The following is a 26,037-nucleotide window of genomic DNA, read 5'->3' as shown; positions in this document are numbered from 1 at the left end:
TGAGTGTGTGATTTTCGGGCGGTGAGGGCGATATGCAGCGGCTAGCCGCTTTTGTGGTGCGGTGGCCTTGGTTGGTGATCGGGCTTTGGGTAGCGATTGCGGTCGCGCTACCACTGACGTTCCCGTCGCTGAACGAGATGGCCCAGAAGCATCCACTCGCCATCCTGCCCAGCGATGCGCCGTCGAGCGTCACCGCCCGGAAGATGACCGAGGCGTTTCACGAATCGGGCTCCGAAGACCTGCTGTTGGTGGTCCTGACCGACGACAAGGGTCTCGGCCGTGACGACGAAGCGGTGTACGGCAAGCTGGTGGACGCATTGCGTCGGGACACCCGCAATGTCGTGATGCTGCAGGATTTCATCACCACGCCACCGCTGCGTGACATCGTGACCAGCAAGGACAACAAAGCCTGGGTGCTGCCGGTGGGCGTGGCGGGCGAATTGGGAACGCCACAGTCATACACCGCCTTCAACCAGATCAGTGACGTCGTCAACCATGCCGTCGCCGGGACGTCGCTGCGGGCGAACATCACCGGGCCGGCGGCGACGGTCGCGGACCTGACCGTCGCGGGCGAGAAGGATCGGCTTCCGATCGAGCTGGCGATCGGCGTGCTGGTGCTGCTCGTTTTGCTGGTGGTGTACCGCAGCGTGGTCACCATGCTGCTGCCGCTGATGTCGATCGGGTTGTCCCTGATGATCGCGCAATCGATGGTGGCCGCTTACTCGGCGCTGACCGGCGCCGGTGTCTCGAATCAGTCCATCGTCTTTCTGAGCGCGATCATGGCCGGAGCCGGAACTGACTACGCGGTCTTTCTCATCAGTCGATATCACGACTATCTGCGGTTGGGTGATGGCTCCGATCAGGCGGTCAAGCGGGCGTTGATCTCGATCGGGAAAGTGATCGTCGCCTCCGCCAGCATGGTCGGAATTACCTTCCTGCTGATCAGCTTCGCCCAGATGGGCATCTTCAAGACGGTCGGGGTGGCTGCGGCGATCGGGATCGGCGTGGCTTTCCTGGCCGCGGTGACGTTGCTGCCCGCGATCCTGACCATCGCGGGTCCTCGGGGCTGGGTCAAGCCGCGTCGCGAGCTGACCGCCCGGTTATGGCGCCGGTCAGGGATCCGCATCGTGCGCCGACCGAAGACTCATCTGGTTGCCAGCCTGCTGGTGCTGGCCATCTTGGCCAGCTGCTCTGCCTTTGTCCGTTACAACTACGACGACCGCAAGGCACTGGGGGCCTCCGCTCCGAGCACAGCCGGATACAACGTGCTGGACCGACATTTCCCGGTGAATCAATCGATACCGGAATACATCCTCATCCAGTCGCCCCGTGACCTGCGCACGCCGCAAGCCCTGGCCGATTTGGAGCAGATGGCGGACCGAGTCAGTCAACTGCCGAACGTCGCCGCGATCAGCGGTATCACCCGGCCGACCGGGAATGTGCCGGAACAATTCCGGGCTACCTATCAGGCGGGCGCCATCGGCACCTTTCTGCAGGGCGGGTCGGAGCTGATCAACGACCGCACCGGTGACCTCAACCGGCTGTCGGAAGGCGCCGGCACGCTGGCCAGCAACCTCGACGAGGTGCGCGGCCAGGTCAGCCGGCTCGCCGCCAGTGTGCAGGACCTTGAGAACACCTTTTCCTCGGAGAAGGACCACTACGGCGGCGACGTGCTGGTACGACAAGTCGACATCGCTGCCCAGCTTCTCGACCACGTCAACTCGCTCACCAATGCGATGGGCTTCACGTACGGCGGCGCCAAAGACTTCTTCCTCTGGATAGGTCCCGTCGCGCTGGCCCTGCGGAATAATCCGGTTTGCGATCTCGACGAGTCCTGCAGCAACACCCGCGGCGTGTTCGAGCAGATATTGAGTTCGCGAGACAAAGAGGACGTCGATGCGATCAACGACCTAGCCCACCAACTGCAGGAGTACCCGGACAAAGGATCGTTGAAGGCGTCGGCGGACCGCATACGGGATGCGCTGACGAGGCTCACCGGTGTGATGCAATCCATGGGAATGGATCAGCCGGGCGCCGTCAAGACGAACCTCGGCGCCCTGCAGAGCGGCGCAGACCAATTCGCCGGCGGAAGCCGGGAGGTGGCCGACGCGGTAACTCAGCTCGTCGATCAGGTCAAACAGATGGGTGCAGGGCTCAGCGAGTCAGCAACGTTCCTGTTGTCGCTGAAGCACGACGCGGCCCAACCCGCCATGGCCGGGTTCAACATCCCGGCACAGTTGCTGCACCTCGACGAATTCAAGAAGGCCGCCAACGTCTTCATGTCGCCGGACGGCCGCTCGGTGCGCTACCTGGTCCAGACCAAGCTCAATCCGTTCAGCACCGAAGCGATGGATCAGGTCAACTCGATCCTCGCGGCCGCCAAGGGAGCTCAACCGAATACTGCGCTGTCGGACGCCAAGATCTCGATGGCGGGGTTCACCGTCGGCCTCAAGGACACCCGGGATTACTACCAGCACGACATCCGGTTCATCATCGCGATCACCCTTCTCGTCGTGCTGCTGACCTTGATCGTGCTACTGCGTGCGATCGTTGCACCACTTTATCTCGTTGCGTCCGTGGTGATTTCGTATTTGTCAGCGATCGGCATCGGCGTGGTGTTCTTCCAATTCATCCTCGGCCAGCATTTGCACTGGAGTGTGCCGCCGCTGGCATTCGTGGTGTTGGTCGCCGTGGGAGCCGACTACAACATGCTGTTTGTCTCGCGAATGCGTGACGAGTCGCCGCGCAGCATCCGCTACGGCATCATCCGCACGCTGAGTTCCACGGGCGGTGTGATCACTGCCGCGGGCGTGATCTTCGCCGCCTCGATGGGCGGGCTGTTGTTCTCCAGCATCGGCACCGTCGTGCAGGGTGGTGTCATCATCGGCATCGGAATTCTGCTGGACACCTTCCTGGTTCGCACCATCACGGTTCCCGCTTTTGCGGCGCTGATCGGTCGGGCGAACTGGTGGCCGTCGCGCGCGTCGAAGGTTCGCGCACCCGCATGATTTGTGTGAGACTACGAGGCGAAGACGAGGGGCCAGGAGTCGCGATGAAGAAACTACTCGCAGGAGTTGGTGCGCTGGTAAGCATCAGCGCCACAGGGTGTTTCGGCATCGGCGCCGCCACGGCCGACGACTCGCCCATCAGCGGCCCCCCGACTCCGGGAGCGCCGGGTGACCAGACCGCCTATGCCCTCGGCGGCGCTCACGTGCTGGGCGTCCCCTACGACCAATACATCAAAATGGAGGGCGCGGACTGGTTCCCCGGGCAGCGCCGGCAAATCGTTCGCTACCCGGCGGGACAGGTTCAGGGGCACGTGCTCGCGAACCTCTTCCCGGGCCTCAAGCCGGAGATCGACAAGTTCGACCACGACTTTCCGGGTGTCGGGCTGGACGGTCCCAGCGTGGGATGGTCGGTCGACGTGGGTGTCGACAACCTCGTTTCCTCGATCTACAACACTGGCCGCCCCGGTACCGCGATCGGCCTATCCGAGGGCGGATTCGTGGTCGACGGCGCGCAAGCCCGGCTGGCGACTGACCCGAACGCTCCCCCGGCGAACACGCTGAACTTCGCCACTTTCGGCGACCCGATCGGCCATCACGCCTTCGGTCAGAGTTTCCTGTCCGCCACGTTCCCGGTCGGCAGCGTAGTTCCCGCACTCGACTACACCATGCCGCCGCCGTACGAAAGCCAGTACGACACCGACAGGTTCGTGGCCGCCTACGACTCGATCGCGGACTTCCCCGACCGGCCGGACAACATGTTCGCGCTCGCCAACACCCTGATGGGCCTGGCCACCGGACACACCGCAGTGGCCTTCACTAACAAGAGCATGGTGCCGCCGCAGAACATCAGGACGACGATCAACTCCCGGGGCGCCAAAGACACCACGATCATGGTCCCGCAACAGCACCTTCCTCTTGTCATGCCGCTGAAATACATCGGGATCCAGGAAGACACGCTGAACAAGCTCGACGCCATCCTGGCACCCCGAGTCAATGCCGGCTACTCGCGCAACGACGACCCGTCGACGGCGCCGCTTCAGATTGATCCGGCGCACGGCTTCGACCCGGCGGAGGTCACCGCGCCGGCCAACCAGGCGACATTCGGTGGTGGGGCTGATCCGTTCTCGCAGATCATCGCCGGTGCCATGTCGGTGTTGGCCCATGGCGCCAGCGAAGCCGGCGCCTGACCCCCAGCCCATACCACTCAACTGCTCAGTACGGACGTAATCTGACATCTATGGCCCAGTCAACGATTCTCTCGATGTTGCACGGTCGCGCCAGCCTGCGACCGGACGACGTCGCGTACACGTTCACCAGTTACGAGCACGACTGGGCGGGCGTGCGGGAGAATCTCACCTGGTCACAGCTGTCGCGTCGAACACTCAACGTGGCACGCGAACTCGGCCCGCACGGATCTACCGGAGATCGTGCAGTCATCCTGGCTCCGCAAGGGCTTGACTACATCGCGGCATTTCTGGGTTCGATGCAGGCCGGGCTCATCTCCGTCCCGCTCCCGTTGCCGCATCGCGGCTCCAGCCACGAGCGGGTCGACGCGGTCCTCGCCGACACGTCGCCCTCGGTCATTCTCACCACGTCCGCATTCGCGGAAGACGTCGCCGAATACGTCGATGAGGCCCGCCTGGAGAACATCCCCAAGATCGTCGAAATCGACTCGATACATCTCGATGCCGAGGGTGCAACAAGCCTTCGGACAGACGATTTGCCCAACGTGGCCTACCTGCAGTACAGCTCGGGTTCAACCCGGCTGCCTACCGGAGTCATGATCACGCACCGCAACCTGCAGGTGAACTTCGAGCAGTTGATGCGCGCGTTCTTCGCCGATCCCCACACCAGCGCGCCGCCCAATACCGTCCTGGTGTCGTGGTTGCCGTTCTACCACGACATGGGTTTGGTGCTCGGCGTCTGCGCACCCATCCTGAGCGGTCACCGTGGCGAGTTGTCGAGCCCGGTTGGGTTCCTGGAAAGGCCCGCCCGATGGGTGCGCGCATTGGCCGAAACACCCAACACCTGGTCAGCGGCACCAAACTTCGCTTTCGACCTGGCCGCTCGCAAAACCAGCGACAGTGATCTCGAAGGCCTCGACCTCAGCGGTGTGCTGGGCATCATCAGCGGCGCCGAGCGCGTCGAGCCGGCCACCCTGCAGCGCTTCGTCGACCGATTCGCTCACTTCAACTTCAAAGACCACATGATGCGTCCGTCATACGGCATGGCGGAGGCGACGGTCTTCGTGGCGGCGGGCACCTGGTCTGATCTATCAGGCGCCGAGACTTTCGATCCCGGTGAGCTGGGCACCGGCAACGCCGAGGTGTGCCCGGAAGGGACGGGCACTACGCTCGTCAAATACCGAGTACCGCCGTCGCCTGACGTGCGGATCGTCGACTATGACACCGACCGTGAGCTTCCTGATGGCATGGTCGGCGAAATTTGGGTCCATGGCGCCAATGTCGCCGAGGGGTACTGGCACCGGCCACCGGATGAACAGCGCTGCTTCGGCGCAACGCTTGTCGATGCGTCCCCGGGTACGCCCGAAGGGCCATGGCTTCGAACCGGCGACCAGGGCTTCGTCTTCGATGGAGACCTCTTCATCGTCGGCCGCATCAAGGATCTGGTGATCATCCGCGGGCGCAATCACTACCCCGAGGACATCGAGGCAACGATCCAGGAAATCACCCGCGGTCGGGTCGCGGCGATCTCGGTGCCACAGGACGGCACCGAACACCTGGTCACCGTCATCGAGATCAAGAAGCGTGGCGATTCCGACGACGATGCCAAGCATCGGCTCAGCGAAGTCAGAAACGATGTCACAGCGGCGATCTCGAACGCACACGGTCTGACTGTCGGCGACCTCGTGCTCGTACCGCCCGGTTCGATTCCCACCACAACAAGCGGCAAAATTCGGCGTGCCGCCTGCATCGAGCAATACCGCCAAGACCAATTCGCCCGGTTGGACGCCTAGCCCGGCCGATGGTCGCGCGCTAAGAATTAACTCATGCTGGCGACTGTGCTGATAATGGCGCTTGCCGTCAGTGTCGAACCATTCCGAATCGGTATGACGGTGCTCATGCTGAACAGGCCCCGACCCGTCCTACAGCTGTTCGCGTTTCTATGTGGCGGTTTCTCCATGGGAACGACGGTGGGTCTGATTGTCCTGTTTGTGTTTCGACGCATATTGCTCGGGACCAACTTCGTCACGCTGCCCCGGGTTCAGGTCCTGATCGGGTTGCTCGTTCTCTGCATCGCTGTCATCGTGGCCGTCGACCTGCCCGCGCGGCTGGGACCGCGGCCCGCGCTGTTGGCGACGCCGGCCTGGAAGCTGCTGAAGGGCGATTCGCTACCGGTCGCGGGGATCGCCGGTCTCAGCATCGCGCTGCCGTCGGTCGACTACCTGGCAGCGCTGGCCGTCATCCTCGCCTCCGGCGCGGCCGCTCTCCGGCAAGTCGCCGCGCTGTTGATGTTCAACGCCGTGGCCTTTGCGCTCGTTGAGATTCCACTGCTGGCCTACCTGTTGGCCCCCGACCCAACCGCGAAGGCGGTGGCCAGGCTGCACGATTGGCTTCGGTCGCGCCGTCGCCGTGACGTCGCCATCCTGCTGGCCGCAATCGGCTGCGCGTTCCTCGCGGTCGGCGCCTGCGGGCTTTGACCTGTCGCGGGCCGAAGCCGAGCAGCTTGCGGCCCGTCAGATGTCGAACTTCTCCGCGATTTCCTGCCAGGCGCGAGCATTCTTTCGCGCTATCTCGGCGATCGTGGCCGAGCAGTGGATCGGTGCGGCTTCGGCGAACTCATTGCACGCGCTGATCGCGATCGCGGCGACGGAAAGCAGTCGTAGCAGCGCTCGTCCCCGTTCGGACGATCTGACCGACGGATCCTTTCGGAGTCGTTGAAGAAGATCGCTGCCCCGGCCCTCGGCAGACACCCAGAGACCGCCGAGGAGCCCACCGACCCCGGTATCGGTCGCCTCAGCTAACGGCTCGGAACGCCGGCCGGTTTCGGCGACGCCACCAGGCAGCGGACTCTCGCCGTTGTCGATGCGTTGACGCACATCACGCGCGGTGGTGACGGAGACGCCCGCCTTTCGCGCGATTTCTCGCAGCGACGCCCGTGGATTCACCGACAGAAATTCGGCAGCGCGTCGCCGTCCGTGGGCCGGGCTGACCGGACGGATTTTGCCGTCCCGTCCGAGCCGCGGGTTCAACTGGGAAATTTCCTCGGTTGCACACCCGCGCAGTTTGGCGACCGTTTTGTTCGACACTCCTGCGATGAACCCGATCGACCGATCCGACCAATGCGGGTAGGACGCCAGGACTCGTTGCGCCGCCGCTTTTCGTTCCGAAAGCGTCAGTGGCAGGCCGTGCGTGACGTTCAGATGCACTGCGAGCGCGAAAGCCTCAGCGTCATCACCCTCGAAAAGCCTGGCCGGTATCGTGCTGTCGCCACGCAATTCGGTTGCGCGCAGTCGATGCACGCCGTCGATAACCCTCATCGAGGTTCGATGAATCACGATCGGCGGTAAGGGCAAGGGCGATTGCGCCAACACCTGGATGTGCTGCTCGTTCGCCTTACTCTTCCTGGGCGTATAGGAATTTCGGATCGAGGAAACCGGAACGTCTTCGACGGGCAGGCAGTTTCCTCGCCGTACCCAGTCCTCGACCGCGCACGCAGACAACGGGTCCAGTTGCCCGTATCCGGGCATCAGCGGAAGCGCCACGTCCACATCGCGAGTGCTGTGCGCGGTGCTCTCATTTAATTGCGCCATCGGTCTGGATGCCCCGCGCTACCCTCGTGCACGTCTTTCGTCGCATGTTTGCTGTGTGCTCATGCGATCGAGCCCCTTTCGGTGGGTTGAGCACCTTACGCGGGCGTAGGTTACTCTAGAGTAAGTAGATCGAAGAGTACTTGTCAACTTGCTGTGACGCTTGCAGCAGCGGGAGTCGCGCTGCCGGCAGCGCTGCCTGCACGGGGCCTCTTCTTGTTGCGGCAGTGCATATTTCAGGCTGCCGACGGCAGCCACGCCACTCTTGCAGCCGCGCCGAACCGGCACTGGCATGTTTCGATAACTGGTTGCTCGCATCGGTCCATCGACGCCCGACTGGTACGCGCAGGGACCACCCTCGCCGCACGGCTGCGGGGACGTCTCGAAAAATTATCGGCCACGCCAAAATTAACTCTGTGTAAGAGATGCCCGGAATGGGCGGCCATCAGCCGGTTGAAGATAATGAGACGAATCGCACCGGCAAAGGAGCCCAAGATGAGCGTGACCAAAGCAGACCATCCGCTTCGGGTGATCCAGTGGACCACCGGCAATATTGGGCGGCGATCGCTGCACGCCATCATCGGCAGACCGGACATGGAACTGGTCGGTGTGTACGCGCACGGTCAGGACAAGGTCGGGGTGGACGCCGCCGAGCTGTCCGGATGGCCGGAGCCGACGGGGGTTAAAGCCACCAACGACGTCGATGCGCTGTTGGCACTTCGGCCCGATGCGTGCTGCTACAACCCGCTGTGGCCGAGCGTCGACGAATTGGTTCGGCTGCTGAAATCAGGCGTCAACGTGTGCACCAGCGCGGCCTGGATCACCGGCGGCAAGCAGACACCGCAGGACCGGCAACGAATCCTTGACGCGTGCGAGCAGGGCAAGTCGACGATCTTCGGCAGCGGCGCGCACCCCGGAATGACGAACCTGGTCGGCATGGCGCTCAGCGGGTCGTGCGAGCGCGTCGACGAGATCCGCATCACCGAATCGGTGGACTGCTCCACCTACGAATCGGCGGAAACCCAGACGGCGATGGGCTTCTCGCAAGATCCCGACACTCCGGGGCTGGATGAGAATGTTCGGCGCGAAAGTGAAGTCTTCGCCGAGTCGGCCGCGATGATGGCCGAGGCGATGGGGGCGAAGCTGGACAAGATGACCTTCGACGTCACCTTCACCGCGGCGACCGGCGATTCCGACTTGGGCTTCATGAAGATCCCGGCCGGCACGATCGGCAGCGTGTTCGGCTATCACCGTGGCTGGGTCGGGGATCGCAACGTCGTCAGCGTCGGCTTCAACTGGACGATGGGCGAGCACGTGGTGCCGCCCAAGCCACTCGAGCACGGCCACGTCATCCAGGTATTCGGCGTTCCGAATATGCGCACGGTCGTGCACTGCCTGCCGCCAAAGGATTGGACCGAGCCGGGCTTCATGGGGTTGGGCATGATCTATACCGCGATGCCGGTGACCAATGCGGTACCTGCAGTTGTGGCGGCCAAGCCGGGCATCGTCACACTCGCCGACCTTCCACCCGTCACCGGTCGCGCCGGGAAGTGACGTTTGCGACCTAACAGAACGCGGGCGTGCCCTATCGTTTAGCATCGTTAGCCGAGCGAAGTTCTGTCAGGAGTCGACAACCACGACGGCTGAAGCCAGCTCTTTCGGCAAGGCTGCCCGGACGCGTCGTTCTACCGCGGACAGGATCCGTAGCTTGATGCGTTCGCGGACAACATCGCTCACGGCGCAGCGGGAGGAGAGCGAGTGAGGGCAGTGTCGATCAACGGTTTGCTCAAACGCGCCTGGATACCTCTGCTGCTGGTGGTCGTGCTGTCGGTTTCCGCGCTGGCCGTGACGCGACTGCACAAAGTGTTCGCCTCGCAGGACCTCAACGCGAATTCAGGAGCCGGAATCAAGATCGTGCAGTTCAACCCGAAAGTCGTGAAGTACGAGATCGACGGGCCGCCCGGCAGCGTAGCGAACATCAACTACTGGGACGCCGACGCGAACACCCACCAGATCAACAACGCGCCGCTGCCATGGTCGTACACCATTTCCACCACACTGCCCGCCGTGAGCGCCAACATCATGGCGCAGACCGACGCCGGCTACATCGGCTGCCGTATCACCGTTGACGGAGAGCTGCGCGAGCACCGAAGCTCGGACGGCCACAACGCCCAGACGTTCTGCCTGGTGAAGTCCGCATGACCGACACAGCCGACACTCAGACGACAGAAGCCAAGCCGCACCGCCCCTTTATCCCGCATTTCATTCGTATCTTCGCGATTCCGATCATTCTGGGCTGGGTCGCGCTGACTGTGCTGGTTAATGTCGCCGTTCCCAGCCTGGAAATCGTCGGCGAAAACCATTCCGCGCCGATGGCGCCCCTGGAAGCGCCGTCGAATCAGGCGATGATGCGGATGGGGCACAACTTCCATGAGTTCAGTTCCAACAGCACCGTCATGGTGGTGGTGGAAAGTCAGCAGCCACTCGGCGACGCAGCGCACCGCTACTACGACGACATCGTCCGCAAACTGCGCAAAGACACCAAGCACGTGCAGCACATCCAGGACTTCTGGGGCGACCGGTTCACCGCGGCGGGCGCTCAGAGCGCCGATGCCAAGGCTTCCTATGTCCAAGTCAATATCGCCGGTAACCAGGGCACCACGCAGGCCAACAACTCTGTCGAGGCCGTCCGCAAGGTCGTCGATGACGAGCCCGCACCGCCCGGGGTCAAGGCTCACGTCACCGGCTCGGCGGCGCTGTCGGACGACATGCACGTCATCGGCAATGACAGCTTGGCGAAAATCACGCTGTTCACCCTCGGCGCGATCGCGATCATGTTGTTGCTGGTCTACCGCTCGATCGTCACCACGCTGATCCAGCTGTTCATGACCTTCGTCGCGCTGGCGTGTGCGCGCGGAATCGTCGCGGTTCTCGGTTACAACAACGCCTTTGGGCTCACCACGTTCGCCGCGAACATCCTGACGATGCTGGCGATCGCGGCCGGCACCGACTACGGCATCTTCCTCGTCGGCCGCTATCAGGAGGCGCGTCGCGCCGGCGAAGACCGCGAAACCGCTTACTACACAACCTTTAAGGGAGTAGCCCCGGTCGTACTGGGGTCCGGGCTGACCATTGCCGGAGCGACGTACTGCCTCAGCTTCTGCCGGTTGCCCTGGTTCCACACCATGGGCGACCCGGTGGCCATCGGCATGCTGGTCGTTGTCTTGGCCGGGCTGACGCTCGGGCCCGCGGTGGTGTTCATCGGTAGTCGCTTCGGTCTCTTCGAAAAGAAGGGACAGGCCCGCGGCAGGTTGTGGCGTCGAGTCGGCACCGCCGTCGTACGTTGGCCCGCACCGGTTTTCGCGGTGAGCGCAGCCGTCGTCCTGGTCGGCATGGTCGCGTTACCCGGGTACAAGCCAAGTTACAACGACCGTCATTACCTACCCGAGGCGGCGCGGTCCAACGTCGGCTATGCCGCGGCCGACAGGCACTTCTCCGAAGCCCGGATGAACCCGGACCTGCTGATGATCGAGGCCGACCACGATATGCGCAATCCGGCCGACATGCTGGTGTTGGACAAGGTCGCCAAGAATGAGATCCGGACGGTCGGCATTGCGATGATCCAGGACATCACCCGTCCGTTGGGAATTCCCATCCAGCACAGCTCAATTCCGTTCCAGAACAGCATCCAGAGCCAGACGACCATGCAGAACATGGACTTTCTCAAAGACAGAATGAAAGACCTTCTGAAAATGGCCGACGAGATGCAGATAATGATCAACGTGACGGAACGCCAGGCAAAGGTCACCCACGATCTGGCCAGCGCCGCCCTCGACAGCGCGAAAACCACCCAGGAGACGTCGGAGATCACCGACACCCTTCGAGACCACATCGCGGACTTCGAGGACTTCTACCGACCGATCCGCAGCTACTTCTATTGGGAGAAGCACTGCTACGACATCCCCGTCTGTTTCTCGTTCCGGTCTTTGTTCGACTCGGTCGACGGTTTCGACCAACTCGCCGAGAAGTTCCACGATCTTTCCGGCGACATCACCCGCACCGCGCAGGCCTCGCACGAGTTGGAACTGCTGATCCCGATCATGCTCGAAACGTTGAAAACAACGCACGGTCTGACGTTGACCATGTATCAGACGTTTCAGGCGATGATCAACCAGATGGAGGCGATGAGCGACACCTCCATCGTGATGGGACAGAGCTTCGACAAGTCGCAGAACGACGACTTCTTTTACCTGCCGCCCGAGGCGTTTACCAACCCGGAATTCATTCGCGGCGTGAAGTTGTTCTTCTCCCCCGACGGAAAGTCGGTGCGGTTCTTCATCACTCACCAGGGTGATCCGATGTCACCCGAAGGAATCGACCGCGTGTCCGCTGAGCGCACCGCGGCCCAAGAAGCGCTCAAGCAGTCCTCGCTGTCGGACGCCAAGGTGTATCTCGGCGGCACCGCTGCGACTTTCCGGGACATGGCCGACGGCGAGAAGTACGACTTGATGATTGCGGTGGTGTCGGCCTTGACGCTGATCTTCATGATCATGCTGCTGCTGACCCGCAGCGTGGTGGCATCCATGGTCATCGTCGGAACCGCGAGCAGTTCGATCGCCGCATCCGTCGGACTGTCGGTGCTGATCTGGCAGGACCTGTTTGGCATGCACCTGCACTGGATCGTCGTGGCACTGTCGGTGATCATCCTGTTGGCGGTTGGCTCTGACTACAACCTGCTGCTGGTCTCGAGGTTCAAAGAAGAGATACACGCAGGGCTCAAGACCGGATACATACGGTCGATGGCCGGCACGGGTGCGGTGGTGACATCGGCGGGCCTGGTGTTCGCGTTCACGATGGCGGCGATGCTGGGCAGCGACCTGACCGTGTTGGGCCAGTTCGGCTCGACGGTCTGTATCGGCCTGCTACTCGACACCCTGGTGGTGCGGACACTGTTCATGCCGTCGCTGGCCACCATGCTGGGCCGCTGGTTCTGGTGGCCCTTGGTAGTCCATCCCCGCGGCGACCATGCCAACCGAAAGGCCGCCGCTCCGGACGACGCCACCGCCCCGCTGCCGGTGGCCGTGCGATAGACCCTGAGCCGCTTCGCCATTCGACGGGCGGTCGGCTCGACGACCGCTCAGGCGACGTCGCTGCTTTCCGCGAGTTGCTGGCCGATATGCGCGGCGACTGCGGCCGGGGTCGGGTGGTCGAAAATCAGGGTCGGTGACAACGTCAGCCCCGTTGCGGTCTTGACGTGGTTGCGCAACTCGACAGCGGTCAGCGAGTCAAACCCCAGATCACGGAACGGGGTGTCAGGGTCGATTTCCTCGGGTGCCGGGTGACCCATCACTGCCGCCGCATGCGAGCACACCGTCTCCACCAGCAGACTGTGTCGATCGTCGGGGTCCAGCGAGTGCAGGCGTTGAGTCAATGCCGACCTTGACGCGGTTGCGTCAACGATGTCGTCTGCCGTACGCCGGCGTGTGCGGCGCGCCAAACCGCTGAACAGCGACGGCAACTCGCCGTCGAGTGCCCGGGCGTCCAGCGCCGAGCGGTCCAGACGGGTGACGACGACAGCGGGGTGGTCTACAGCCAGTGCCGCGTCGAACAACTCCAGCGCCTGCGCGGCATCCATCGCCCCCAGCCCGTCCCTGTTGAGCCGGGCCAGATCGCGCTCGCTCAAATGAGCGGTCATACCGCTGGAACGCTCCCACAATCCCCACGCCAGCGACACGGCCGGTAAGCCCGCGGCCTGCCGGCGAGCGGCCAATCCGTCCAGAAAGGCGTTGGCCGCAGCGTAATTGCCCTGCCCCGGGCCACCCACCGTGCCGGCAATCGACGAACACAGCACGAACATCGACAACCCCAGGTCACGGGTCAACTCGTGCAGGTTCCACGCCGCGTCGACCTTGGCGCGCAAGACCGTATCCACCCGGTCCGGTGTCAGGGAGGTGATCACCGCATCATCCAGCACCCCGGCAGCATGAATCACCCCACGCAACGGCGGGAACCGCCGAGCCAGCTGGGCCAGCAATTCCGCCACCGCGCTTCGATCGGCCACATCGCAGGCCAGCACCTGCACCTGTGCGCCGGCCCGCGCCAAGTCGAGGGTCAGCTCGGCGGTCGACTCAGCGCGACCCCCACGCCGACTGACCAAAACGACATGACGCGCTCCGTAGGCGTTCACCACGTGACGGGCCAGCTCAGCACCGGCCATCCCGGTGCCACCGGTGATCAGCACCGTGCCCTCGGCGAGGTCAGCACTCAGCGTCGAGGGCATGTTCAAAACCACTTTGCCGATGTGGCGGGCCTGGCTGATGAACCGGTACGCCTCCGGAGCGGAGCGCACATCCCAGGTACGAACCGGCGGCTGCTGCAGCGCGCCGGTTTCGAACAGCTCCGTCAGCTCCTTCAGCATCTCCTGGATACGATCCGGGCCGGCCTCGATCAAGTCGAACGCCTGATAGCGCACGTTGGGACATTGGGTGGCAACCGCCTGGGCGTCTCGGATATCGGTCTTGCCCATTTCGAGAAAACGTCCGCCGCGGACGAGTAACCGTAGTGAGGCATCCACGAACTCACCGGCGAGCGAGTTGAGCACGACATCAACCCCGCGGCCGCCGGTGACGGATAGGAACTTCTCTTCAAAAGTGAGTGCCCGGGAGTCACCGATGTGGTCCTCATCAAAACCCATGGCGCGCAGCGTGTCCCACTTGCCAGCGCTGGCGGTGGCGAACACTTCCGCGCCGCGGTGCCTGGCCAGCTGCACCGCGGCCATACCTACTCCACCGGTAGCCGCGTGCACCAGCACCAAATCCCCTGGACGGATCGCCGCCAAATCCACCAAGCCATACAGGGCCGTCATAAACGCCACCGGTACGCCCGCGGCCTGGGCGGACGACCACCCCCGCGGTGGCTTGGCAAGCCGCTGCTGATCCACCACCGCCAACGGACCCGTCCCGTCGATCAAGCCCATTACCGCGTCGCCAACGGCGAGGCCATCGACCTCGGGACCAGTCTCGACGATTGTGCCGGCGCCTTCTGCACCCAGCACCGGGGCCTTGCCCGGATACATTCCCAACGCCGCCAACACATCCCGGAAATTGACCCCGGACGAAGCCACCGCCACCCGAACCTGCCCTGCCTGCAGGGGTGCTCGCGCCTCGGGGCAGGGCTGGATGGCAAGGTCCTCGAACGTCCCACCGCTGGTCGACAACCGCCAGGCCGGCTCCTGCGGCGGTAGCGCCAGCAGTCGCGGAGCCAGGACCAGCCGGGCGACGTGCACGGCACCGGCGCGGACCAAGAGTTGAGGTTCCCCGGCAGCGGCGAGCACCGCCGCGTCGACCTCGGCGTCAGTGTCGACCAGCACGACGCGACCCGGGTGTTCGGCCTGAGCTGAGCGCACCAAACCCCATACCGCCGACGCGGCCAGATCGCCGACACCCTCCCCGGGCAATCCCACCGCGCCGTGGGTCAGCACCACCAGGGTGCCTATCTGACTGCCGGCCAGCCAGCGCTGCAGCACGTGCAGGGCCGCGTGGGTGGCCGCATACACCGAACCCACCACGTCGTCGCCGAAAGATCCGCACTGCCACACCACCACCCGCCCGGCATCAGCGCTCTCATCACCGTCGGTGGCGCAGAAGTCCTCCCAAGACGCCACCGGGAGCGTCTCTGGCCCGTCAATGCTGTTGGTCTTCGGCGGTATTGGCGACCACACCACTTCCAGAGGGTCGCAGTCGCGACGGGCGGCAGCCGACGTCACGGCGGCGTTCAACTGCTCGGCCGTCATCGGGCGGATCATCAGCGAGGCGACCGTCAAGACGGGCGACCCGGCAGCATCAGCTATCTCAATCGACATCTCATCCGCACCCACCGCGGTGAAACGGGCCCGCACCCGGCCGGCACCGCCGGTGTGTAGCGACACCCCCCGCCAACAGAACGGCAACATCGTTTCGGTGGTGTCGACGGCAAGCCCCATGGTGTGTAACACCGCATCCAATAGGGCTGGATGAATTCCCATCCCGTCGACACTGGTTTCGGCTGGGATGGCGGCCTCGGCGAAGAGCTCCGGCCCGCGTCGCCATATCGCCGTCAGGCCTTGGAAAGCCGGGCCGTACCCGTATCCACGCGCCGCGAGCCGCGCATAGCCATCCGAAACGTCTACGCTCTCCGCGTCGGCCGGCGGCCACTCCGACAAATCCGCCGAGGCCTCCGCGGCGGCTATTCCGAGCGTGCCCTCGGCGTGCAACAACCAGTCCGCATCAGACTCATCACGCCGCGAATACACCGACACCGCGCGGCCGCCGGCCTCACCAGCGGCCCCGACTACCACCTGCACCTGCACGCCGGCACCCGGCTGCACCACCAGCGGCGTGGCCAGCACCAGCTCGTCGATGATCGAGCAGCCGACCTCATCGGCGGCGCGGATGGCCAACTCCACAAATCCGGTCCCGGGAAACAGCACCACTCCGCCCACCGAGTGATCGGCCAACCACGGCTGAGCCGCCAGCGACAACCGACCGGTCAACACCAGCCCACCCGAATCGGGTCGCTGCACCACCGCACCCAGCAGCGGGTGCCCGGTGCCTTCCACACCCAAGGCGGTCGCATCGCCAAACCCGGCCGAAATCCCCTGCGCCCAGAACCGACGAGCCTGGAACGCGTAGGTGGGCAACTCCACCCGCCGTCCGCCCGAGCCGGCAAACACCGCCGGCCAATCGACCCCCATCCCACCGGCGAACAGCTTGCTGGCCGCAGTCACCAGTGAGGCCACCTCGGGACGGCCTTTGGCCAGCACCGAGACCACCTCGATCTCATTGGGCGACAACGACTGTTCGATGGCGGCCGTCAAACCACTGCCGGGACCGACCTCGATAAAGCGGGTGGCACCGCGGGTTTGCAGAAGACGCGCACTGTCGGCGAACCGCACCGGCCGACGGATGTGGTCCACCCAATACTTCGCCGACCCATAATCAGATCCGGACCTGGCCAGCTCGGCGGTCACGTTCGACACAATGCCGATCTGCGGCTTGCGCACCTCAACCCGGGCGGCGATCCGCGCGAACTCCTCGAGCATCGGCTCCATCAACGGCGAATGAAACGCATGGGAGACGGCCAACGGGCGGACCCGCCGGCCCTGCTCAGCCAAACGCTGCGCAATCGCGCTCACTGCGGGCTGTGCGCCCGAGATCACCACCGATTCGGGAGCGTTGATCGCCGCGACCGCCACTCCGTCACTCAGCAACGGCCCCACCTCGCGTTCACTGGCACCCACCGAGACCATGGCTCCGCCCGCCGGCAAGGCCTGCATCAACCGACCCCGCGCCGCGACCAACATCGCGGCGTCGGTCAGCTTCAACACCCCGGCCACATAAGCCGCGGACAACTCCCCCACCGAATGACCCATCACAAAGTCCGGGACCAAACCCCAACTCCGCAACAACGTGAATAGCGCGGCCTCAATCGCGAACAACGCCGGTTGGGCGAACTCGGTGCTGTCAAGCAGACCTTGATCATCACCCCAAACAACTCGGCGCAGCGGCAGTCGCAGATGCTGATCCAACTCATCGGCCACCGCGTCAAAAGCGTGGGCGAACAACGGCAACTGGTCATACAGGTCGCGGCCCATCCCGATCGCCTGCGAACCCTGCCCGGGGAACACCATCACCGTCTTGCCCACCGAGGCCGCCCGGCCCATCACCACACCCGCGCCCGGCTCTTCGCGTGCGATCGCGGTCAACCCCGCGATCAACTGCTGGCGATCAGCGCCCACTGCCACCGCTCGATACTCAAACACCGACCGCCGCGCCAACGACCACCCCACATCGGCCGGGTTCAGCCGTTCGTCAGCTTCCACGTGGGCCAACAATCGGCTCGCCTGCGCGGTCAATGCCTCAGCCGACCGAGCCGAAATCACCCACGGCAGCGCCGACAACCCTGTTCGGTCAGGTTCACCGGAAACCGTTGCACCGCTGACACTTTCGACTTCGTCGGCCGGAGCTTGCTCCAAGATCACATGAGCGTTGGTGCCGCTGATCCCAAACGATGAAACGCCGGCCCGGCGCGGATGCCCGTCGGCCGGCCAGTCGCGAGCCTCGGTCAGCACCGACACCTCGCCGCTCGACCAATCCACGTAAGGGGACGGAACGTCGACGTGCAGCGTCGCCGGCATCAGGCCGTAGCGCATTGCCTGCACCATCTTGATGACCCCGGCGACGCCGGCCGCGGCCTGAGTGTGAGCCATATTCGATTTGATCGAGCCCAACCAGAGCGGCCGCCCCGGCGGCCGGTCTTGCCCGTAGGTGGCTAACAGCGCCTGCGCCTCAATGGGATCACCCAGTGTGGTGCCCGTGCCGTGGGCCTCCACCACATCCACATCGGCAGCGGTCAACCCCGCGTTGGCGAGCGCCGCCCGAATCACCCGCTGCTGGGAAGGTCCATTGGGCGCGGTCAAGCCGTTGGAGGCGCCATCCTGGTTGACCGCGCTACCGCGCACTACCGCCAACACCGAATGCCCTAGCCGTCGCGCGTCCGACAACCGCTCGAGCACCACGACCCCGACACCCTCACCCCATGCTGTCCCATCAGCGGAGCCGGCGAACGACTTGCAACGCCCATCGACGGCCAGCCCCCGCTGCCGACTGAACCCCACGAAAACCGCCGGAGACGAGAGCACCGTCGCTCCACCGGCCAACGCCAAATCGGACTCTCCGGACCGCAACGACTGCACCGCAAAATGCAGGGCCACCAGCGAGGACGAACATGCGGTATCCACCGACACCGCCGGACCCTCGAGCCCCAGGAAATACGACACCCGGCCCGAAGCGACACTCGACGCCGTACCGGTAAGCCGATACCCCTGCAAGTCGCTCGCACCGCTGGCATAGCTTTGCCCGAAGATCCCGGTGAACACTCCTGTCGCCGAACCCCGCAACGATGTCGGTTCAATTCCGGCGTGCTCCAGGGCCTCCCAGGAGCACTCCATCAACAAACGTTGCTCCGGATCCATCGCCAGTGCCTCGCCGGAGGCGATCCCGAAAAATCCCGCATCAAATCCGGCCACGTCTGCGACAAACCCACCCTGCCGCGCGTAGGTCTTGCCCATCGCGTCTGGATCGGGGTCGAACAATTCCCCTACGTCCCAACCCCGATCGACCGGGAACTCCGACACCAGATCACGACCCGCCGCCACGACCTCCCACAGCGCGTGCGGGGAATCCACCCCGCCCGGGAACCGGCAGCCCATCCCCACCAGCACCACCGGCTCCTCGGGGTCTACCAGGGAAGGCAGCGGCACCTGCATGGCCGATCCAGCGAGTTCACCCTCTAAATACCGAGCCAGTCCGGCAATCGAGCCGTAGTCCCATCCCACCGTGTCGCGCAGGCGCAGACCTGTCACTGCCGCCAACCGATTACGAAGTTCGACGGTCATCTGCGAATCGAAACCGAGCTCGGCGAAGGTGAGATCCGGATTCATCGACTGGAAATCGGGCTCGCCCAATATCTTGGCGGCCTCCGTGCCGACTGCCTCCATCACCAGCCGGTGGCGTTCGTCCCGCAACAGGCCCAACCGCTCGGTCAGCGTGCCGCCGCCCAGGTTCTCAGGAACCTGAAAATTCGATGCCGGCGCGCCGGCGGTCAACGTCTCCGGGTCCGACTGCGGTGCCATGGCCGCGAGGTCCCAAATCGGCTCCGTTGGACTCTCCGCGCGAAGCGCACCTCGCAACAACTTTCCGTTCGAGGTTCGAGGGAGTCGTTCGACGACGGCAAACCTATGCGGCACCTTGAAGGCCGACAACTGGGTAAGCAAGCGGCGGTGAATGTCTCGGATAATCGACTGCTCAACGAGTTTCCCGCTCGCCGGGACCACAAATGCCTGCAACGCCGTCGCCCCGGCGGGCTCGGTTACTGAGACGACCGCGGCCTCTGCCACATTGTCGTGGTCGACGATGAGTCGCTCGACCTCAACTGGGTTGACGTTGAGGCCCCCGACGATTTCGATATCGTCCGCGCGGCAGCGGTAACTAACCCATCCGTCGCCGTCGATTGAAACTCGATCGCCTGTATTGAGCCAATCCTGATCGGTCGACTTATCTGCCGTCAACGGATCTGCGGACCGGTTCCAGTAGCCGGCTGCTATCGACGGTCCACGGACCCATAGGTCGCCCTCGACGCCTGGTTCGGCGGTCTGGCCGTCCTGCGCCACCACTCGAATCTCATAAGGTTTGAGAACTTTTCCGATGGTCCCTGGACGCCATTCATCGACGCTGTTCGATACGAATGTTTGACCGACCTCGCTGGATCCAATTCCGTCAAGAACAGGAATACCGCCGAAGAATTCTACGACTCGATCGGCGAGACCTACCCCGAGAGCCTCTCCCGCTGAAACCACGCACCGTAGCGAGCTAAACGAGTCCGCAGAGCATGTCTCAACAATTCTGGCGAAGAAGGTTGGAACACCGTAAAGCACCGACGGCTCAAATCTCGCACTCAGCTCGGCAGCCTTATCCGGGCTAACCGGCGATTGATTGATTACCGACGAACCACCGGTGGCCAATGGAAACCAAACCGAATTACCCAGACCGTACGCGAAGTACATGCGTGCACTACTCAGCCCGATATCTTGGGGAGTGAGCCGCAACGCTTTGCCACACATCGCCTCGACAAAAGCTGACACATCGCCGTGCCGATGCAGCGCAGCTTTCGGTGGACCAGTAGTGCCCGAAGTGTAAGTAGCGTACGCAAGCGCGTCGGCATTCACCGGTTCGTAGTCGCCGGCCTCGACGCGGCCGGCCTCGGCCAGGAGTTCTCCGGGTTCCACGACGTGCGACTGTTGAAAACGAGCGCGGAGAGCGGCAGTTGTGACGACGAGCGCCGGCTCGGTGTCACGTTCCTGGAATGCATGATCGTCGAGGTGCAAGTCCGGATTCGCAAGGAACACCAAGATCCCTCGAGCCAGACAGGCCAGCAACAGCTCCACTAGTTCCGGCGAATCCGGAAGGCACAGCAGGACGCGGTCTCCTCTGGAGATACCGCGGTCTCTCAGGACTTGCCCAAGACGTGCGCCGGAGTCATGGATTTGGCCATGGGTCACGACGTGCGGCGCATAGTAGGCGGGCTGGTCGTACCATCCTGCTTCCGATGCCCGCTCGGCCAGTAGCCTTGCCAGATTCGCATTCCGCATTAGGGGGTCGCCTTCCCAGCCAGCCCCCGTGACCGTATTCCATCAATTACGTGCATAGCAAAAGACAGTGGAACCTGACAAACGATTGGCGATGACGCTTGACGATCAAGCAATCGCCCAGTTTGCATCTGCGCCGTGCGCAAAGCGGGCCCGATCCGTCGGAATGAGGGCGTTGACCTGACGTTGTCAGCGCTGAAGACTTCTCGGGATCCGCTTGGTAGATGCAAGTCGATGTCCAATTCCTTGTATCGATGTCGTTCGAATCTTGGCAATTGCCGAGTTCATCTCACGGAGTATCTTGAAATACCTCTCGAAGAAAATACTCTGTGATGATAATTGCGGGTTGCCCTCCGAGAATGACGCGGTACCGACGCGCGATAATTCTCGGTTCTGAACTCTGGTATCCGGCAGCTGTGAGCCAATCCGGCGGCTTTCCTATCCAAGCTCTAGCCGCCTCTTTAAATGTTTCCAGGCAACTAGCTGCCATGATCTCGCCGATAGGGCGCTCTGTATCTATCAAGCTTGCCGTGATTGCGGAAGGTAACAAGTCGATAGCCACCAGCGACTCTGCAGCGACAAGTGGATCTCCTGAATTCCGGCCTTTGAGGAAGATCCGGCGCTGGAGAACCCGGCCGCTCGGTAATTGGTCTAAATCGGGCATCGTGGAGGCCACGTTCCGAACCTGCTGATCGACAATCTGCACGACGATCTCGTCATTGGCCACGACACCGAGAACTCGAGTGAGGGTGCCGTTGCTTGCTATCAGTATCCGAAGGTCGCGATTGAGTCGTTGGATTTCTTCATCAGGCAGGAAGCCTTCGGTCGCATCGCGACCAGCCCAGTGTCCGAGCCCATCTTCCTGGCGAATGTCCGCCGTCATTTCGCAACGTCCATGCGTGAGAATTCCAGACAATGCCCGACGCCCGCTGACCGTCGGGCCACGCTGCTGGTGGTAGTCGGATTAGGGCCCTGTGCTGCGGGAACGGGCTCCGCAACATGGGGGCCTCCCCGGGTTGTTCGTACCGCCATCTACCACCTCCTCGTACGCCGTCATGCCACTTTCAGCAGAGTTTAAGCAACCTTACAGATGTGTCGCAGGATCAGCGCGTTGTTGAGTTAAACGTTGAACCGAATCGACTATCAGCGTCATGCCCGTGCCGGCGGGTGCGCATCAGGCGATACTTCCACGCACACCGCGAGAGCTCCGGCGCCGACGTGCAAAGCGAGCACCGGGCCCAGGTCGGTCACGATCGCCGGCTCGCACGCCGGCAGCCGCTCGGCCAGCGCGGTGACCAGATCAGCCGCGCCCCCGGGATTGGCGACGTGGTGCACTGCGATCGCCGCCGCATCGTCTCCGACCAATTCGCACACCCGGTCGATCATAGTCGCGACCGCCTTGTTGGCCGTACGAACCCGTTGTGCCAGAACGAGTTTGCCGTCATCGATGCGCAGCAGCGGCTTCAGCGACAGCTTGGTACCGAGCCATGCGCCGGCGCCGCCGATACGCCCGCTCCGCCGCAGGTTGTCCAGCTGGTGCACGACGATGAATCCGTGATTGCGGCTCACCGCGGCAGTGGCGGCCTGCGCGACGGTGTCCAGGTCGGCGTCGCCGGCCGCCGCGCGCGCCGCTGCCAGCGCAACGAAGCCGGTATTCATTCCGGCGGATTTCGAATCGAGAACCCTGATCTGCGGGCCGATCGCGGCTGCGGTGGTCGCCGCGGCGCCAAGTGTTCCCGACAATGCCTCGGACAGGTGCACAGCAAGCACACCGGCGCCGTCGCTGTCGGACAGCGCCTGCCGATACGCATCGGACAACTCCGTCGGTGTCGCGGCCGCAGTCGTCGCGTGCCCGTACTCGTGGATGTTGTCCGGAATGTCGTCGACGCCGTCGCGCAGGTCGGTTTCGTCGAGCAGGACGTGCAGCGGGACTTGCCGTATCCCCCACCGCTGACGCAACTCCTGCGGAAGGCGCGCCGATGAGTCGGTTACTACTACAACAGGCATCGGGTCAGCCGCGCGGTTTCTCGGCTTCGATGCCCGCTTCGGCCAGCGCCTTGAGCATCAACTCCGCGACCGCCTGGTGCGCTTCGAAATTCCAGTGGATCCCATCGGGATTACCACGTCCGCTCATCACCTGTTCGGCGACAGCGGCTTTCAAATCGACCAGCGGAACGTCGTGCTCGTTGGCCCATTGGGTGATCGCCGCAACGGTACCTGCCCGTCCATGGTGTGCCTTCCCGTACGCCTCGGCGATGTGCACCGACGGCAGCGAAGCCACGATCGGGATACCCGGACGGTTGAAATCGATTGCGCCACGAGTTTCTTCGAGGTATTCGGCGGAAAGGTGCGGCGGCAGTGCGGATCTGGCGATCGGCGACAGTCGCGGCTGGATCCAGCCGTAGCCCTCGCGAGCCCAACGGCGCAGCCACGGCGGGCGCACGTAGCGGATCAACTCCCGCAATGCGGTCGGCAGTGGCGACGGCAGCGAGTCCATGCCGCCGGTCGCGAATATCACCGCTCCGGCTCGTGGCAACGCCGCCCACGCCCGGGGGTCCTGGGTGGCTGCCCACCAGATATCCCTGCAGGTCCACCCGATGCGGCCGATCAGCTCCAGCTCCCAACCCAGTTGTCCGGCAACGATATTGGGCCAGATGCGGGGATCGTCGGCAGGCAGGCCTCCGGTCGGCCCGTAGTAGGCTAGTGAGTCGGCGAAGATCAGCAGCGTCAGCCGCGACGGTCCCTCAGAGGACATCGCCTGCGACCTGTGCCGATGCGTTCCACACGTCAAGTCGCCACCGGATGGCATCGACGTCGTCGGCGCCGTGCTCCGAGGCGGGAGTGTGGCCGGACAGCTGGGTCCAACTGGCATTGCCCATGCCGCCCAACACCGGCCAGTTGTCGACCGGTAGCCGCAGCAGCGCCGCGGTCAGCGCCGCGATCAGGCCGCCGTGGGCGACCAGCACCACCGGACGCGCCGGTTCGTCGACCGCGCCCCAGTCGGGCTCTTTCGCAACCAACTCGGCGATCAGCGGCAGGGCGCGCGCGGCCACGTCGACGCGGCTCTCCCCGCCGTGCGGCGCCCACCTGGCGTCCTCGCGCCACGCCAGCCGGGCTCCCGGTGCTTCCGTGTCGATCTCGGTGTGGGTCATGCCCTGCCAGTCACCGAGATGGGTTTCCCGCAGGCGTTCGTCGGATCGGACCGGTAACCCGGTGCGTCCCTGCAACTCGAGGGCGGTGTCGTACGCGCGGCGCAGATCCGATGACACAACGAGCAGCGGCTGGTGTTTGGCGAGGGCCTCGGCCGCCGCGATGGCCTGGGCACGGCCCAGCTCGGTCAGTTCGGTGTCGAGCTGCCCCTGCATCCGGCTGCCGAGATTGAACTCGGTCTGACCGTGGCGCAACATCACCAGCCGGCGCACCGTCATGTCACATCCACCGTCACCAGCGGACAGTCACGCCACAGCCGATCCAGCGCGTAGAAATCGCGTTCGTCTTGATGCTGGATGTGCACGACGATGTCGACGTAGTCGAGCAACGTCCAGCGTCCTTCGCGGGTGCCTTCGCGGCGGGCGGGCTTGTAGCCCGCCTCACGCATTTTGTCTTCGACCTCGTCCACGATGGCGTTGACTTGCCGCTCGTTGGACGCCGAGGCGATCACGAAGCAATCGGTGATGACGAGTTGGTCGGACACGTCGATCACCACGACGTCGTCGGCGAGCTTCGATGCGGCGGCGCGTGCGGCGACGGTAGCCATCTCGATCGCCTCGATCACGGCCGTCACGCCTGCTCCCGCGGTTTGCGGTAGAGCTCGCGTTTGGAGATGTACTGCACGACGCCGTCGGGCATCAGGTACCACAGTGGACGCCCCTCGGCGGCGCGCAGCCGGCAGTCGGTGGACGAGATTGCCAGCGCAGGGATTTCGACCAACGACAGTGCGTCCTCGGGCAAACCGTCCAGGACGCCGGCGAGATGCTCGCTGCCGAGTTCGTAGCCGGGCCGGCTTGCTCCGACGAACCGGGCCGCCGCGAACAGCTCGTCCAGATCCTGCCAGGACAGGATCGACGCCAGCGCGTCGGCGCCGGTGATGAAGTACAGATCGGAGTCAGGATTCAGCGTGTGCAGATCCCGCAGGGTGTCTTTGGTGTAGGTGGGTCCGCCGCGATCGATGTCGACGCGGCTGACCGAAAAGCGCGGGTTCGCCGCGGTGGCGACCACGGTCATCAGATAACGGTCTTCACCGGCGCTGACCTGCCGACCTTTCAGCCAAGGCTGACCGGTCGGCACGAAAACCACTTCGTCGAGGTCGAACAGATCAGCGACCTCGCTGGCTGCGACCAAGTGGCCATTGTGGATGGGATCAAACGTCCCACCCATGACTCCCAGCCGCCGCTTTTGCACGGTTCGCCAGCTTACTTGAGCGTCGCGCCGGGGGCGCCGGTCAAACCGGCAACAGCTGGTCGATCACCGCTGCCAGCTGTTTGGCGGATCGGCACTCGTGCATCGTGATCACTTCCTGGTAGCGCGGTACCGCCGAATCACCGCTACCCCACAGATGCTTGGGCTCCGGGTTGAGCCAGTGCGCGTGCCGGCTGGCGGTGACCATATGCGCCAACACCTCGGTAGCCGGGTCGCGGTAGTTGGTGCGCCCGTCGCCGAGTACAAGCAGCGAGCTTCGCGGCGACAACACGTTGGGATGTGCCTGAATGAACGAGACGAAGGCATTGCCGTAATCACTGTGACCATCGCGGGTGTACACACCGGCTTCCCGGGTAATCCGCTGGATCGCCACGGCCAGGTCTGCATCGGGGCCGAACATGTGCGTGACCTCGTCGCTGGTGTCGATGAAGGCGAAGACGCGGACCCGGGAGAACTGCTGCCGCAGCGCGTGCACCAGCAGCAGGGTGAAGTGGCTGAACCCGGCGACCGACCCGGACACGTCGCACAGCACCACCAGCTCAGGGCGCGCCGGGCGCGGCTTGCGTAGCACCAGATCGATCGGGACGCCGCCGGTGGACATCGATTTGCGCAGCGTCTTGCGCAGATCGATCGCACCGGCGCGGGCGCGGCGGCGC

The 26,037-nt window shown here is 64.0% G+C and carries 16 protein-coding genes; 7 read left to right on the top strand and 9 right to left on the bottom strand.

The annotated features are described in order from the left end of the window. The first annotated feature begins 32 nt into the window (after positions 1-32). Genes WAO18_RS03500 through WAO18_RS03485 form a run of 4 tightly spaced genes read left to right on the top strand, consistent with a single transcriptional unit; the run spans position 33 to position 6,669 of the window. On the top strand, positions 33-3,008 hold the full coding sequence (locus WAO18_RS03500; protein WP_422203928.1) for an RND family transporter: 2,976 nt from the start codon (positions 33-35) through the stop codon (positions 3,006-3,008). Positions 3,009-3,052: 44 nt separating this feature from the next. Next, positions 3,053-4,195, top strand: coding sequence for a PE-PPE domain-containing protein (locus WAO18_RS03495; protein WP_422203927.1), 1,143 nt, complete (start codon positions 3,053-3,055; stop codon positions 4,193-4,195). Positions 4,196-4,245: 50 nt separating this feature from the next. After that, positions 4,246-5,985, top strand: coding sequence for an AMP-binding protein (locus WAO18_RS03490; protein WP_422203925.1), 1,740 nt, complete (start codon positions 4,246-4,248; stop codon positions 5,983-5,985). Between the two features lie 33 nt (positions 5,986-6,018). Beyond that, positions 6,019-6,669, top strand: a complete 651-nt coding sequence (locus WAO18_RS03485) for a GAP family protein (protein ID WP_422203923.1) — start codon at positions 6,019-6,021, stop codon at positions 6,667-6,669. Positions 6,670-6,705: 36 nt separating this feature from the next. On the opposite strand, the gene WAO18_RS03480 is transcribed toward WAO18_RS03485, so the two are convergent. Beyond that, a complete protein-coding gene (locus WAO18_RS03480) occupies positions 6,706-7,782 on the bottom strand; it encodes a ParB/RepB/Spo0J family partition protein (RefSeq protein WP_422203921.1) in 1,077 nt (358 codons plus the stop codon). A gap of 492 nt (positions 7,783-8,274) precedes the next feature. Here WAO18_RS03480 and WAO18_RS03475 point away from each other — a divergent pair, with 492 nt between their 5' ends. The 3 genes from WAO18_RS03475 to WAO18_RS03465 all read left to right on the top strand — a co-directional run bounded on the left by WAO18_RS03475 (position 8,275) and on the right by WAO18_RS03465 (position 12,869). Then, a complete protein-coding gene (locus WAO18_RS03475; protein WP_422203919.1) occupies positions 8,275-9,333 on the top strand; it encodes a dihydrodipicolinate reductase in 1,059 nt (352 codons plus the stop codon). A gap of 228 nt (positions 9,334-9,561) precedes the next feature. Beyond that, positions 9,562-9,981, top strand: coding sequence for an MmpS family transport accessory protein (locus WAO18_RS03470; RefSeq protein ID WP_422203934.1), 420 nt, complete (start codon positions 9,562-9,564; stop codon positions 9,979-9,981). Further along, positions 9,978-12,869, top strand: a complete 2,892-nt coding sequence (locus tag WAO18_RS03465) for an RND family transporter (protein ID WP_422203917.1) — start codon at positions 9,978-9,980, stop codon at positions 12,867-12,869. The genes WAO18_RS03470 and WAO18_RS03465 overlap by 4 nt, the downstream gene beginning before the upstream one ends. Before the next feature lie 47 nt (positions 12,870-12,916). On the opposite strand, the gene WAO18_RS03460 is transcribed toward WAO18_RS03465, so the two are convergent. The 8 genes from WAO18_RS03460 to WAO18_RS03425 form a co-directional block, all read right to left on the bottom strand. After that, the gene (locus tag WAO18_RS03460; RefSeq protein WP_422203915.1) at positions 12,917-20,965 is read right to left on the bottom strand and encodes an SDR family NAD(P)-dependent oxidoreductase; all 8,049 of its coding nucleotides are present in this window, start codon (positions 20,963-20,965) and stop codon (positions 12,917-12,919) included. Positions 20,966-21,251: 286 nt separating this feature from the next. After that, a complete protein-coding gene (locus WAO18_RS03455; RefSeq protein WP_422203913.1) occupies positions 21,252-21,845 on the bottom strand; it encodes a chorismate--pyruvate lyase family protein in 594 nt (197 codons plus the stop codon). Between the two features lie 266 nt (positions 21,846-22,111). Further along, the gene (locus tag WAO18_RS03450; protein WP_422203911.1) at positions 22,112-22,969 is read right to left on the bottom strand and encodes a DegV family protein; all 858 of its coding nucleotides are present in this window, start codon (positions 22,967-22,969) and stop codon (positions 22,112-22,114) included. A 4-nt stretch (positions 22,970-22,973) separates the two neighbouring features. Then, the gene (gene octT, locus WAO18_RS03445; protein ID WP_422203909.1) at positions 22,974-23,717 is read right to left on the bottom strand and encodes a diglucosylglycerate octanoyltransferase; all 744 of its coding nucleotides are present in this window, start codon (positions 23,715-23,717) and stop codon (positions 22,974-22,976) included. Further along, on the bottom strand, positions 23,707-24,390 hold the full coding sequence (gene gpgP / locus WAO18_RS03440) for a glucosyl-3-phosphoglycerate phosphatase (RefSeq protein ID WP_422203907.1): 684 nt from the start codon (positions 24,388-24,390) through the stop codon (positions 23,707-23,709). Before gpgP ends, octT begins: the two co-directional genes overlap by 11 nt. After that, on the bottom strand, positions 24,387-24,746 hold the full coding sequence (rsfS, locus tag WAO18_RS03435; protein ID WP_422203905.1) for a ribosome silencing factor: 360 nt from the start codon (positions 24,744-24,746) through the stop codon (positions 24,387-24,389). The genes gpgP and rsfS overlap by 4 nt, the downstream gene beginning before the upstream one ends. Beyond that, positions 24,743-25,348, bottom strand: coding sequence for a nicotinate-nucleotide adenylyltransferase (nadD, locus tag WAO18_RS03430; RefSeq protein ID WP_422203932.1), 606 nt, complete (start codon positions 25,346-25,348; stop codon positions 24,743-24,745). Before nadD ends, rsfS begins: the two co-directional genes overlap by 4 nt. A 55-nt stretch (positions 25,349-25,403) precedes the next feature. Further along, positions 25,404-26,037 (bottom strand): vWA domain-containing protein (locus tag WAO18_RS03425; protein WP_422203903.1); only part of this gene is annotated, 634 nt, incomplete at its 5' end.

The sequence above is a fragment of the Mycobacterium sp. genome (assembly GCF_049278535.1).
In the GTDB taxonomy this organism is placed as follows: Bacteria; Actinomycetota; Actinomycetes; order Mycobacteriales; family Mycobacteriaceae; genus Mycobacterium.
Note: the sequence above shows the minus strand (reverse complement) of the source record. Positions and strands in the feature narration are given on the sequence as shown.

Bases quoted from the DNA above. Each gene is read 5' to 3' on its own strand.
- octT (WP_422203909.1), bottom strand. From the start codon at position 23,717: ATGTCCTCTGAGGGACCGTCGCGGCTGACGCTGCTGATCTTCGCCGAC.
- gpgP (WP_422203907.1), bottom strand. From the start codon at position 24,390: ATGACGGTGCGCCGGCTGGTGATGTTGCGCCACGGTCAGACCGAGTTC.
- WAO18_RS03490 (WP_422203925.1), top strand. From the start codon at position 4,246: ATGGCCCAGTCAACGATTCTCTCGATGTTGCACGGTCGCGCCAGCCTG.
- WAO18_RS03500 (WP_422203928.1), top strand. From the start codon at position 33: ATGCAGCGGCTAGCCGCTTTTGTGGTGCGGTGGCCTTGGTTGGTGATC.
- WAO18_RS03475 (WP_422203919.1), top strand. From the start codon at position 8,275: ATGAGCGTGACCAAAGCAGACCATCCGCTTCGGGTGATCCAGTGGACC.
- WAO18_RS03460 (WP_422203915.1), bottom strand. From the start codon at position 20,965: ATGCGGAATGCGAATCTGGCAAGGCTACTGGCCGAGCGGGCATCGGAA.
- WAO18_RS03480 (WP_422203921.1), bottom strand. From the start codon at position 7,782: ATGGCGCAATTAAATGAGAGCACCGCGCACAGCACTCGCGATGTGGAC.
- WAO18_RS03455 (WP_422203913.1), bottom strand. From the start codon at position 21,845: ATGACGGCGGACATTCGCCAGGAAGATGGGCTCGGACACTGGGCTGGT.
- WAO18_RS03450 (WP_422203911.1), bottom strand. From the start codon at position 22,969: ATGCCTGTTGTAGTAGTAACCGACTCATCGGCGCGCCTTCCGCAGGAG.
- WAO18_RS03465 (WP_422203917.1), top strand. From the start codon at position 9,978: ATGACCGACACAGCCGACACTCAGACGACAGAAGCCAAGCCGCACCGC.
- WAO18_RS03495 (WP_422203927.1), top strand. From the start codon at position 3,053: ATGAAGAAACTACTCGCAGGAGTTGGTGCGCTGGTAAGCATCAGCGCC.
- WAO18_RS03485 (WP_422203923.1), top strand. From the start codon at position 6,019: ATGCTGGCGACTGTGCTGATAATGGCGCTTGCCGTCAGTGTCGAACCA.